Origin of the sequence: Bartonella capreoli, from assembly GCF_902813205.1 — a bacterium.
GTDB lineage: Bacteria > Pseudomonadota > Alphaproteobacteria > Rhizobiales > Rhizobiaceae > Bartonella > Bartonella schoenbuchensis.
Genome location: NZ_CADDZX010000225.1, coordinates 1 through 446, shown reverse-complemented (window position 1 = coordinate 446; position 446 = coordinate 1). Strand labels below are relative to the sequence as shown.

The 446-nt window shown below is 36.5% G+C and carries 1 protein-coding gene; it reads right to left on the bottom strand.

Annotated elements, in window-relative coordinates:
- Positions 1–135: 135 nt before the first annotated feature.
- The coding region (locus J7R05_RS08165) for a dihydrofolate reductase (protein ID WP_208541868.1) at positions 136–446 on the bottom strand (311 nt) is incomplete at its 5' end.

Below are 446 nucleotides of genomic sequence, written 5' to 3'. Positions count from 1 at the left end.
TGATTTGTCCAGGGCATCATCACCTCTTTAACTGACTACCATTAATCAAATATCAACCATTCACTCGATCTTATAGGATACCTCTTACCCGATTACAATGTAACTAACAGGCTTCTTCCACTTAATTACAAATGATTATTTCCGCTCATAAACCACAAAACGTGATGGATGACTGTCTTTATCTCCTTCAGGAATATATTGTGTTTGTACAATAGTCCACTTTTCTTTATCGAAAACAGGAAAAAAACTATCACCTTTAATGGAAGCTAAGACTTCTGTAAGGAATATTTTATCAGCAATAGGCAACCCTTGTTGAAAAATTTCACCGCCACCAATAATAAAAACTGCATCTGCACTATTTTGAGAAGCCACCTTTTTTGCAACTGAACAAGCCTGAGATAAAGAGTGAGCAATAACAGTTCCTTCAGCTGTGAAAGCACGATTGC